Source organism: Microcystis sp. BLCC-F209, assembly GCF_041928595.1.
Lineage (GTDB): Bacteria > Cyanobacteriota > Cyanobacteriia > Cyanobacteriales > Microcystaceae > Microcystis.
Genome location: NZ_JBHFLL010000285.1, coordinates 1 through 10420, shown reverse-complemented (window position 1 = coordinate 10420; position 10420 = coordinate 1). Strand labels below are relative to the sequence as shown.

10 protein-coding genes and 4 pseudogenes are annotated in these 10420 nt (G+C 41.5%); 7 read left to right on the top strand and 7 right to left on the bottom strand.

Annotated features, from left to right (window positions below; genetic code table 11):
* Positions 1-156 precede the first annotated feature (156 nt).
* Together ACE1AQ_RS18230 and argH are read right to left on the bottom strand one after the other, a co-directional pair.
* Positions 157-612: an NUDIX hydrolase gene (locus ACE1AQ_RS18230; RefSeq protein ID WP_110545783.1), complete on the bottom strand. Its 456-nt coding sequence runs from the start codon at positions 610-612 to the stop codon at positions 157-159.
* A 105-nt stretch (positions 613-717) separates the two neighbouring features.
* On the bottom strand, positions 718-2106 hold the full coding sequence (gene argH, locus ACE1AQ_RS18225; protein WP_110545781.1) for an argininosuccinate lyase: 1389 nt from the start codon (positions 2104-2106) through the stop codon (positions 718-720).
* 326 nt (positions 2107-2432) lie between these two features.
* Here argH and ACE1AQ_RS18220 point away from each other — a divergent pair.
* From ACE1AQ_RS18220 to ACE1AQ_RS18205, 4 genes and pseudogenes are all read left to right on the top strand, one after another.
* Positions 2433-2618 (top strand): annotated as a pseudogene (locus ACE1AQ_RS18220) (transposase); the annotation flags it as partial.
* Between the two features lie 229 nt (positions 2619-2847).
* Positions 2848-3046, top strand: a pseudogene (locus tag ACE1AQ_RS18215) (hypothetical protein).
* Positions 3003-3497 (top strand): annotated as a pseudogene (locus ACE1AQ_RS18210) (ISAs1 family transposase); the annotation flags it as partial. The pseudogenes ACE1AQ_RS18215 and ACE1AQ_RS18210, both read left to right, overlap by 44 nt.
* Before the next feature lie 332 nt (positions 3498-3829).
* Entirely contained in the window at positions 3830-4120 is a 291-nt protein-coding gene (locus tag ACE1AQ_RS18205) for a hypothetical protein (protein ID WP_008203899.1), read from the top strand.
* Positions 4121-4182: 62 nt separating this feature from the next.
* On the opposite strand, the gene ACE1AQ_RS18200 is transcribed toward ACE1AQ_RS18205, so the two are convergent.
* The 3 genes from ACE1AQ_RS18200 to ACE1AQ_RS18190 form a co-directional block, all read right to left on the bottom strand.
* On the bottom strand, positions 4183-5301 hold the full coding sequence (locus ACE1AQ_RS18200) for a glycosyltransferase family 1 protein (RefSeq protein ID WP_008203900.1): 1119 nt from the start codon (positions 5299-5301) through the stop codon (positions 4183-4185).
* Between the two features lie 101 nt (positions 5302-5402).
* On the bottom strand, positions 5403-5621 hold the full coding sequence (locus tag ACE1AQ_RS18195; RefSeq protein WP_039900287.1) for a hypothetical protein: 219 nt from the start codon (positions 5619-5621) through the stop codon (positions 5403-5405).
* A complete protein-coding gene (locus tag ACE1AQ_RS18190; RefSeq protein WP_110543392.1) occupies positions 5618-6277 on the bottom strand; it encodes an HAD-IIIA family hydrolase in 660 nt (219 codons plus the stop codon). Before ACE1AQ_RS18190 ends, ACE1AQ_RS18195 begins: the two co-directional genes overlap by 4 nt.
* 560 nt (positions 6278-6837) lie before the next feature.
* Here ACE1AQ_RS18190 and ACE1AQ_RS18185 point away from each other — a divergent pair.
* The 3 genes from ACE1AQ_RS18185 (at position 6838) to ACE1AQ_RS18175 (ending at position 9345) form a co-directional block, all read left to right on the top strand.
* Complete coding sequence (locus ACE1AQ_RS18185) at positions 6838-7473, top strand: SIS domain-containing protein (protein ID WP_008203902.1); 636 nt, start codon at positions 6838-6840, stop codon at positions 7471-7473.
* Between the two features lie 37 nt (positions 7474-7510).
* Positions 7511-8536: a dehydrogenase gene (locus tag ACE1AQ_RS18180; RefSeq protein ID WP_008203903.1), complete on the top strand. Its 1026-nt coding sequence runs from the start codon at positions 7511-7513 to the stop codon at positions 8534-8536.
* A gap of 92 nt (positions 8537-8628) precedes the next feature.
* Positions 8629-9345, top strand: coding sequence for a nucleotidyltransferase family protein (locus ACE1AQ_RS18175; protein ID WP_008203912.1), 717 nt, complete (start codon positions 8629-8631; stop codon positions 9343-9345).
* 424 nt (positions 9346-9769) lie between these two features.
* Here the strand turns inward: ACE1AQ_RS18175 and ACE1AQ_RS18170 are convergent.
* Together ACE1AQ_RS18170 and ACE1AQ_RS18165 are read right to left on the bottom strand one after the other, a co-directional pair.
* Positions 9770-9947: pseudogene (locus ACE1AQ_RS18170) on the bottom strand (transposase family protein); the annotation flags it as partial.
* 259 nt (positions 9948-10206) lie between these two features.
* On the bottom strand, positions 10207-10420 hold a 214-nt coding region (locus ACE1AQ_RS18165), incomplete at its 5' end, for a DUF3352 domain-containing protein (RefSeq protein WP_288103659.1).

Here is a 10420-nt window from a genome sequence, read left to right as displayed (position 1 = left end):
TTCTAGGTTCTGTGTGATCAGTTTAACTTACAATATGATCGATCAATCTTTGTGTCCTTTGTGTCTTTGTGGTTCGTTCCACTCACTCGCCAGCAGGACTGTATCCTAGAATACATTTTACCCACCAAACCTGGGAGAGCCGATACTAGAAAAAAATCAAGCCACTACAGTGGCACCCCTGAGATAATCTTCTAGTTGGCGACCATTATCGTGACTGAGATTGCCTAGAGGTAAAGTTTCGACGCTAAAAGCTCTCACCTCGCTAACTTCTAATGTATCTTTGATCTGAAAATTCCCCGCAGCTGTAACTTCAATTAAAACTGAAATGGAGTGAATGCGCGGATCACGCTCAAAAGAGGAATAAACCCCCACTAAACGCCCTAAACTGACTAAATTTAATCCTGTTTCCTCTTTTAATTCCCTTTGGGCAGTATTAAAAATATCTTCCCCCCAATCGATCATTCCCCCCGGTAGGGCCCATTTGCCGGTGTCTCTGCGTCGGATTAAAACAATTGTGCCGTCAGCAAGCAGCGGAATTATTGTCACCCCAGTTACAGGATGACGAAAGATAATTCCCATAACACTTTTAATAAAATACCAAACACGACCCATAGGAATTAGGAGATAGGAAGATAGGGAGATAGGGAGATGGGGGGATGGGGAGAGAAATTTTAACTAATACCCCAAAACCCCAAAACCCCAAAACCCCTAACAATATCAATCATGATCGAGAATGGCTTTAGCCTGAATTAAAGCCGATCGCACTTGTTCAAAACCTGTGCCACCATAGCTATTACGGGCCGCCACCACCTGACGAGGAGCGATCGCGTCATAGATATCGGCCTCAAAAGCTGGATGTAATTCTTGCCATTCCGTCAGGGTTAAATCTTTCAATAACTTACCCGCTGCCAAACTGCTTTTAACGACTTTCCCGACTAAATTATAAGCTTCTCGGAAGGGAATTCCCTTACTGGCTAAATAATCCGCCACATCCGTCGCATTAGAAAAATCTTCCGCCACCGCATTAGCTAATCGGTCAGTTTTAAATTGAATTCCGGTGGCTAAAAGTACCGTCATCGCTTGCAAACAAATCCGCACGGTTTTAACGCCATCAAATAACGCCTCCTTGTCCTCCTGCAAGTCTTTGTTATAGGCCAGGGGTAAACCCTTCATTAAGGTCAATAACGCCTGTAAATGCCCAAAAACCCGCCCTGTTTTGCCGCGCACTAATTCGGGAACATCGGGATTTTTTTTCTGGGGCATAATGCTGGATCCAGTGGCACAACTATCGGTGAGAGTGATAAAACTAAATTCTTGGGAAGACCAGAGAATCATTTCTTCGCTCAAACGGCTCAGGTGGACCATAATCAGACTAGCGGCCGTCATAAATTCAATGGCAAAATCTCGATCGCTAACTCCATCGAGACTATTGTTATACACCTGCTCAAAATCGAGTAAATTGGCACTGTAATGACGATCAATCGGAAAAGTCGTCCCCGCTAAAGCGCCACATCCTAGGGGCGAAATATTAGTCCTGGCGCGAATTTGCCCTAATCTTTGGTGATCCCGTTCGGCCATTTGAAAATAAGCGAGGAGATGATGGGCTAAACTAATCGGTTGAGCGCGCTGTAGGTGGGTATAACCGGGGATCAGGGTTTCTAGATGGTTTTCAGCGTGATTGACTAAAGCTTGCTGAAAATTGCGAATTTCTTGCCTAATATCATCGATTTGTTGTCTAAGATACAGACGAATATCCGTTCCTACCTGATCATTCCGCGAACGGGCCGTGTGCAGTTTTTTGCCCACATCTCCCACGATCTCGGTTAAACGACGTTCCACAGCAAAATGCACGTCCTCTTGATCGATGCCGGGGTTAAAGTTGCCGGTGCGGTATTCTTGACGAATTTGTTCCAATCCAGAGACGAGACTATCTGCTTCTTCGTGGCTGATAATACCCGTATAGGCGAGCATTTTGGCGTGAGCGATCGATCCGGTGAGATCATACTCGATTAATTCGATATCAAAGCCAATACTGGCGTTAAATTCTACGATCGTAGGATGGAGGCTACCTTCAAAGCGATCGCTCCAAGTTTTCTTTGCTGTCACTGTTTTCGTTAGATGATTGTGGATAAAGTTAACCAAAATATGCTGGACAATTTTGGGGAATAATCCAGCGCTGATAGCATTACCGCTTCAGGTTAGAAAAATCTCCAACCCTACAAACATAAGAATAGCAAGAATTGCTCACTCTGGCTGAATGCCGATAGGCGAAAAGCTAATAATGAAGAAGATCGATTTTGCCTTCGATCCCCCCCTGCCTATCCATTAGTCAGATATTTCTTAACAAAAAGAGAAGAAACTTAAAAAAAGGGGAAACGATTGATAGGTATAGTTTTGAAAGAAGGAATCAAGGTTGGGGTGAGCCAAAAAAAATGGAGAAATGGGCAACCCAAGAATTACAGTATGCAGACCTAGGGGACACGAGAAGAAAGAAAAGGTTAATCAGTATTGTGGAAAACTTGGCCAGCCAATCTAGTACAAAAGTTCGGCAAGCTTGGGGAAATCTAGCCGCAGCGAGTGCCACATCCGACTTTTGGAATTCACCCTATTTTCAACCTTTAATGTGACTCATGGATAGGGTAGGGCTGTTTCATTCTCCCATCAGAATAAGCTGCCTGCGTATTTAAATTGCTTGTTGAGATGAGGCAATAGGCACCCTTGCAAGAGGTAACAGTAAAGGGATTGGGGGAGATGTAGCTCATCTAAGGATAAGCGATCTAAATACGTCTTAGCTTATCACCGTTAAAGGAAATCAGGTTCTTCGGTTTATCTTATGCAACGGACAGGATGATAAGAGATGAAACCCTTATAGAGAAAAACATTGCTTCGATTTTTGGCAATTGTTTTTGATCTAGAACGAGCTAATCAATTAAATCTCTTGCCAGATAAGGATTTAGTCGATTTATGCCCCCCTATCGAACCATACCAAGTAACGAAGAGCCGGAAATCAGAAAAATCTTTATCAGCGAATACAAGACCTAAGTAATTCCTCAAAGGCAGAAAGTTGCTTTCTCAAACAAGATAATAGTCATGGTCGAAAAATATCAAGAAAAATAGAAGTTTTTAAAGTGAGTAAAAATGAAAGACAAGGGTTTGAAAATCTACGAAGAGTTATTAAAGTAGAAAGAAGGGGTAGTCGCGGGGATAAAACGTATGAAGAAACAGCTTACTATATCAGTAGCCTAACTGAATCCGCTCAAGTATTTGCTAAAATTATTCGAGGACACTGGAAAATAGAAAATCAGTTACATTGGGTAAAAGATGTAATTTTTGAGGAAGATAAAAGCGAGATAAGTGATTTTCAAGCGGCCAGCAATTGGTCAATTCTCACAACTATAGGATTGAATCTTTTCAGAGGTTTGGGTTTTCTCTCAATAACAGAGGGACAGAGGTGGTTAGCTGAACGTTGGGAAAAACTGATAGTTTTATCGACGTAAGAAGTAGAAAAATTAGCTAAATTAACAGGATGTACTCTCAGACAATTTCAAGAGAGATAAGCTTTTAGTGTCTTGGGAACAAGCTTTATCACTTTATTCATAATAAATATTGGCAGAGGATTAAAGATTAGTTATTGTGACTAATTCTTTTGGTTAGAAAAAGATAAACTTGAGAATCTTTAGTCAAATTTATTGACTCAAAATCAGCTGTACTTAATTTAAATGAAACAGCCCTACCCCTTATTAAGGGGCGCAGGGGGGTCGAACCTAAAATACATTTTAAATTTAATTATAACCAGCTACTTAACTTAAAAGTAGCAATTTATCAGACTATGACTATTACTGACCTTCAAGTAAATCTCTCGACCTCAGAAGATTTTTTAGATTCTGAAACATTAGCACAGATTGATTTAATGCAGCAAAAAATTCAACAATATCTCCAAACCTTATCATTAGAAAATTTAAAGACTATTCTAGAATTTGCTGCTTATTTATCAGATAAAGAGAGTGAGCAAGCAACCCAAGAAATTAGAGAAATTCCCAAGATCATAGAAAAATTAAAAGCAGCTGAGATGGATTTACAATCAGGTCATCTCATTGATTGGAAAAACTCAGATGATTGATAAAGTCTGTTTAACAGCTAAAGCTAATAAAGTTTATTCTTAAGTCGCCAAAAAGCTCTAGACTACAATTTTGGCAATAATCGGTCGTAGGATTGGATCATTCTTTCGTAACTAAAGCGAGTGGCATTGATAAAACCTTTTTGCCTCAAATCTTCCAGGCGATCGGGAGCGAGAAGATTTTCTGCAATAATAGTAGCGGCGGCCTCGTGTTCGGTGGGATCGAAGTAAACAGCTGCATCGTCAGCGATAACAGTCATGGGCAGACGATTGGAGGTAAAGACCGGACAACCACAGGATTGAGCTTCAATAACGGGAACACCGAATCCTTCCTGAAAGGAGGGAAAAATTAAAGCAGTTGCTAGGCAATAAAAAGCGCGGATATCCTCATCGGAGACGGTTCCTAGTTCGATTATTTGTGGGGACAAATTATTCTGATTAACAAATTTTCGCACATCCGGCAACAAAGGTTTTCCCATCAGGATCAGTCGGCAATTTTCCAGACCGGCGAAAGTGATTAACTTCTTGAATATTTTCAGCAATCCCAATCGATTTTTATACCATTGGTCGCCCCCGACATGAATTAGCCAGGGACAATCACTATTAATGTTAAATTTAGCCACTAGATTTACCGCCGCTTCCCTTGTCATCGGACCGTAGCCCTCACTCAAGCAATCCTCGATCACTTCCGTTTGTTCGGGGGTAATTTTGGTTAAACGGAGAACATCGGCACGAGTAGCTTCGGAAGAACAGACAACATATTTAGCCTGTTTTAATCCTCGCAAAATCATCGCCTGATACTGTTTACCCGTCCAACTGGTGGGATTTTCAGGAATTTCTCCTAGGGCGGAACGAGTAGCCAGCAGATCGTGACAGATGACAAAATATTTGCGATCTTTTAGATAGGGAGTTAAATAGGATAAAGCTTGATCACAAATGCAGACGATATCGGCCCAATCAACCTGCTGACGTAACTGCACTGGGAAAATAATTAACTTATCAATATACCCTAACCACTTGCCGAGTCCCTGGGGAGAGGATTTCAGTTGACCGAAAATAGGCTGTGCTTGCACTCGCCGAATTTCGTGTCCTTTTTGTCTGAGTCCTTTCTCGACTAAACCGACAAAACGATTGATACTGATCTGCCGATCGTTGACGTAATTTCCTACTATTAAAACTTTCATGATTAGGCTCCAAAAAATCAATTTTTATGGCGGTAAAACTCTCAAAAAGTTCCCCCCAGAAAGCGTCCTGTTTGACCGATTAGTTTTGTCAGTCCCTTGCCTTAATCGGGAATTCCCCAGGACGGAAATAAGACAAGATGATCGGTAAAGGTTTTTAATTCTTCGCTCTCAGTTTCGCTGACATTCTCCAGCCGACGAGGGAACAGGGTGACATCCTGGTTTTGATCAAGACATTTGATCAGGTTAAAAGTTCTCCCTTCGGTTGCCCCGCGACTAGGCCGGTAGAGAAAATTATGGTAAGAAAGGACTAATATTCTCATAATTCGGGTTCGGCATCGGTTTTTGACAATAATTCTACCGTTTCCTTTAGTTGGCCATACACGGGAATCTGAACTGGGTATTTCTCGAGCTCCCCAAGGGTGACTTTTCCTCGTCCTGTTAAGAGCAATACCGGCTGACAACCGGCTTCTAGGGCGCATTCTAGATCACTGGGCGCATCGCCGATAAACAACGAGCCGGCTAAGTCGATTCCATATTGGTGGGCGGCTGTCAGCAGCAGATAGGGGGAGGGTTTGCGGCAGAGACAACCTTCGTCGGGATGGTGCGGACAGATGGCAAGATCGTGAAAATGCACGCCCAATTGTCGGTATTCCTCGATCATGCGCCCGTGAATCGCCGCTAGATCATCCCAAGTGAAATAGCCCCTAGCAATCCCCGATTGATTGGTAATGATGATCAGCAGATAGCCGGCATCCTGCCACTGTTTTAAGGCAGCCGCTGCCCCGGCGGGAATGCTCACCTGTTCTGGTTTACTCAGGTAGGGGATATAGTCGATAACTACCCCATCTCGATCGAGAAATAAGGCTTTGTTCTTTTTTGCTCTATCTTCGCTTTTTTGGTCAGAATTGCCTGGAGGTGGCGGAGACGGGTATTTTTGGTGGCCGTCATTGACAGAAATTGCGGGGAAAGGATTCATTATGTTGGACTTTTTCGAGTCGGGGACTAGAATTCTCAGTTCTTCTGTCAGAGACGAGAGCTTGAACTGATGCACAGACAAAATTCGAGGGATTGTAGCGATTTGTGCTAGTTTTCTCGACTAAATTGCTTCTCCTCACTATCTAGGTGTCAGAGTATAGTAATCACGCCATATTATACGCCTTCAGGCCTTTGGGCTTTTGATTATATCGGCGGTATTGTCATGAATTGTTAACATTTTTCTCCAGCCAAACACAAGGCCAAGACTGGCAAGGGTTGAATCCCCCGCTCAGAAATCGCTCGTCTGGGCCAGAATACATCAAAAATTTATTTACAAACAAAACAAATTGTGCTAAGGTTGGGGCGTTTGTGGTATATTCCCAGAATAACTGGCAAAAGATCACTCTTTTGACTCGGTTCCCGTGATCGATTCCACCATTCTAAGGGTTTTCTCCCCAATTAATGGAGAGCGATTCTGGTCTTTTGATACTATTCAATATAATGACAGGATAATTGAGAGTTAAATTTATTCAACTAATAAAAATTGGAAAAATCAAACCTATGCGAATGGCGGAAAAATCAAACAAAAAATTGGATAGTTTCCAGAGCGATCCCTCTCTGTCACTTTTAATCAAGACTGAATTGGAAGAAGCTTATAACCTGAAGAAAAAACTACTAACCGAGACAAAATATCTAGAGAAAATCCAAGAGATTTGCCAAGTATGTATCCATGCTTATCGCAACAACCACAAAGTATTGGTCGCAGGTAATGGAGGCAGTGCAGCCGATGCTATCCATTTTGGCGGTGAGCTGCACGGCCGATTTCTGAAAGAAAGAGAGTCTTTACCAGTTCGCGTCCTCAATAGCGATATCGCCAGTTTAACAGCGATTGCTAACGATTATGGTTACGAATATATTTTTAGCCGCCAGATAGAAGCGGAAGGAAACCCTGGCGATGTGTTTATCGGTATTTCCACTTCGGGAAATTCCGCCAATATCCATCAAGCTCTCAAAGTTTGTCAAGTAAAAGGTCTCACTAGCATCGGTTTAACTGGGGCGAAGGGATTAGCTCTAGAGCAAAAAACCGATTATTGTTTGATGATTCCTAGTACCAGTACCCCGCGCATTCAAGAAGGTCATGGTTTTGTTCTTCATACTATTTGTTTAGCGATCGAAGAAGCGATATTTCCTGACTAAAATCTCCTAGCAAAAAATCAACCTAAACAGCCTACCTATGATCATCAGAACCAAAGCTCCTTTAAGATTAGGTTTAGGTGGTGGCGGCACCGATGTGGAACCTTACTGTAGTCTTTATGGGGGTTACGTTCTCAACGCTACTATCGATCTCTATGCCTACTGTACAGTCACGGAAATTACTGACAAACAAGTCATTTTTGTGGCCGCTGATCGAGGAGAACAACAAATAGAAACCCTCCAGTTTCCTCTACCTTATAACGGCGTTCTCGATCTGCATAAAGCGGTCTATAATCGTTTGATTAAAGACTTTAATCAAGGGCAACCCTTGCCGCTGCACATCACCACTTTTTCCGATGCGCCAGCTGGTTCGGGATTGGGTTCTTCTTCTACCCTAGCCGTGGCCATAGTTAAAGCCTTTGTGGAACTGTTAAAATTGCCCCTAGGCGAGTACGATATCGCCCATTTAGCCTACGAGATCGAACGAATTGATCTAGGCTGGTTAGGGGGCAAGCAGGATCAGTACGCTGCTACTTTTGGCGGTTTTAATTTTATGGAATTTTATGAACAAGATCGAGTCATAGTTAATCCTTTGAGAATTAAAAATTGGGTGATCAATGAATTAGAAGTCTCTCTGATCCTCTACTATACAGGCATTTCTCGCTACTCATCTCAAGTAATTGAGGATCAAATTCAGAATGTCCAAGAAAAAAATGAGCAGGCGATCGCCGCTACCCATCAACTCAAAAAAGAAGCAATTCTCTTTAAAGAAGCACTGCTTAAATCAGATTTTATGGGGATAGCAGAAATTCTGAGAACTTCTTGGGAAGCGAAAAAGAAATTATCCAAATTAATTAGTAATCCGCAGATTGATCGCATTTATCGGGTAGCGAGGGAAACCGGGGCCTATTCAGGCAAAATATCGGGAGCCGGTGGCGGTGGTTTCATTATCTTTATGGTCGATCCTACCAAGAAAATCGAAGTAACTAAAGCTTTGAAATCAGAAGGAGGCCAAGTGATTAATTTTCACTTTACCAAATACGGAACCCAAGCATGGACATTATAGCAAGCAAAGGATCGACGGGGGAGGATTATCCCTATAAGCCTAAAAATAGTTTTCAAAAGATTGGCAATAATTCAGATTTTTGAGGTGTATCTATGGATGTAATTATTCTGGCGGGTGGGTTAGGAACTAGGTTGCGATCGGTGATCAACAGTTTACCAAAACCTATGGCTCCCGTTGCCGACAGACCTTTTTTAGAATATCTATTAGATTACCTAATCTTTCAAAAAATTACCAATAAATTTTTAGTTTCTGTGGGCTATGAACATCAGAAAATTATCGATCATTTTGGTTATAAATACAAGGAATACGAGCTAACTTATCTGATAGAAGATACCCCCTTGGGAACTGGAGGAGCGCTCCAGTTGGCACTCAATAAAATTGAAACCGAACAAGCATTAATTGTCAACGGAGATACCTTATTTAATGTCAATTTATCCGCCTTAATTAATTTACATAATCAAAAAAAATCCCTGATAACTGTTGCTATGAAGCCACTAACTGAGTTTGATCGTTATAATAATGTTCTCCTAGACGATGACCAAAAAATTATCGGGTTTGAATCCAAAAAATATCAAGATAAAGGCTATATTAATGGCGGTATGTATTGTGTATGGAAAAAAATATTGTCTGGCTTTGATCTGCCATCAAAATTTTCTTTTGAGGACGACTTTCTCAAAGTTTATAGCGAGAAAATTCCTATGTATGGGTTTATCTCTGACGAATATTTTATTGACATAGGCATCCCCCAAGATTACGAAAAAAGTCAGATTGAATTGCCTGAAATTTTCAATTTCCCCAATCAGGTTTAACCTGGCGATTAAGGGACTTTTTGTTAAGACATAATGAAGCAGAGATTAGTTAAAGAGGAACCCCTGACAGCATATAGCTTATACAGCCAACTTCAATTGAGCCTAGTAAGTGGTTGTATTTAATTAAAACCACTTACTTATAAGACTGCATAAATTCTTCCACTGGGGAGACCACTTAATTTTCCTTCAGCAGCTTTTCTGGAATTTGGCCAACTAGGAAGTGGATAAAGGGTGTTGATAACTCATGGAAAATAAAAAGAGATTAGTAAAGTATCGCACGATAATTAGTCATGCTTTCCAGAGACTTTTGATTTTGGTCTTAATGCTATTGTATAGCTCCTCGAAGACAAGATTCCAGAAATAACCATACTGGGGAAATCGCTTGACTAGTAAAGCATCGGAAGGAAAAAGAATTCTTGGGCTTTTCATTTAACCAAGGCTGCTTACTGAGGCCACAATTTTTGATGTCTTCCCAACCTTCGGCTCCCGCTATAACTGCTAAAATAGCAATGTTTTTGGGTTCGGGACACTCTCGGGTCAGGAATATCTTGAAGATAAGTCAATAAACTAGCTTGAATTTCATTGACTGATGTTAAAGGCAGCTCAGGTTTTAGTTGAGCTTTATTTCCGGTGGGGAGAACGGGGGCAAAACCTTTACCCATGAGCTATTTCCTCGTTAATTTTTATGAACAACAATGAGACTAAGGCTAATGATAAATTATACAGAGGTAGCAGCGGCTAAGTCTGGGTACTGGCAGCGCGGGACGGTGCTACAGCGAGTTCGCTACCCTATTTAGAAATCTTTGTCAAGTACAATTTATACCAAATAAGATGAGCTTACCCTGGATGACTGATAACTGATTAAGACTTCACTCCCAAGTTAAAGAAAATCGTTCCCCGACGCACAGAATTTTCACTACCTTGGCTGCTAATAGTAAGAGAACGCAGATTATTAAATAAAGGCTTAATCGATAATTCTAACACCCGCACGATCGGGAATTTTGCCTCGATTACCGGTTGCAATTGTCGCCAATCGACGTAAAAATAACCATCATTTTCTGCGGGTAAAGCAGTA

What these genes read in the sequence shown, in the direction of transcription:
- ACE1AQ_RS18230 (WP_110545783.1), bottom strand. Translation starts at nt 612, where the DNA reads ATGGGTCGTGTTTGGTATTTTATTAAAAGTGTTATGGGAATTATCTTT.
- ACE1AQ_RS18205 (WP_008203899.1), top strand. Translation starts at nt 3,830, where the DNA reads ATGACTATTACTGACCTTCAAGTAAATCTCTCGACCTCAGAAGATTTT.
- ACE1AQ_RS18200 (WP_008203900.1), bottom strand. Translation starts at nt 5,301, where the DNA reads ATGAAAGTTTTAATAGTAGGAAATTACGTCAACGATCGGCAGATCAGT.
- ACE1AQ_RS18195 (WP_039900287.1), bottom strand. Translation starts at nt 5,621, where the DNA reads ATGAGAATATTAGTCCTTTCTTACCATAATTTTCTCTACCGGCCTAGT.
- ACE1AQ_RS18190 (WP_110543392.1), bottom strand. Translation starts at nt 6,277, where the DNA reads ATGAATCCTTTCCCCGCAATTTCTGTCAATGACGGCCACCAAAAATAC.
- ACE1AQ_RS18185 (WP_008203902.1), top strand. Translation starts at nt 6,838, where the DNA reads ATGCGAATGGCGGAAAAATCAAACAAAAAATTGGATAGTTTCCAGAGC.
- ACE1AQ_RS18180 (WP_008203903.1), top strand. Translation starts at nt 7,511, where the DNA reads ATGATCATCAGAACCAAAGCTCCTTTAAGATTAGGTTTAGGTGGTGGC.
- ACE1AQ_RS18175 (WP_008203912.1), top strand. Translation starts at nt 8,629, where the DNA reads ATGGATGTAATTATTCTGGCGGGTGGGTTAGGAACTAGGTTGCGATCG.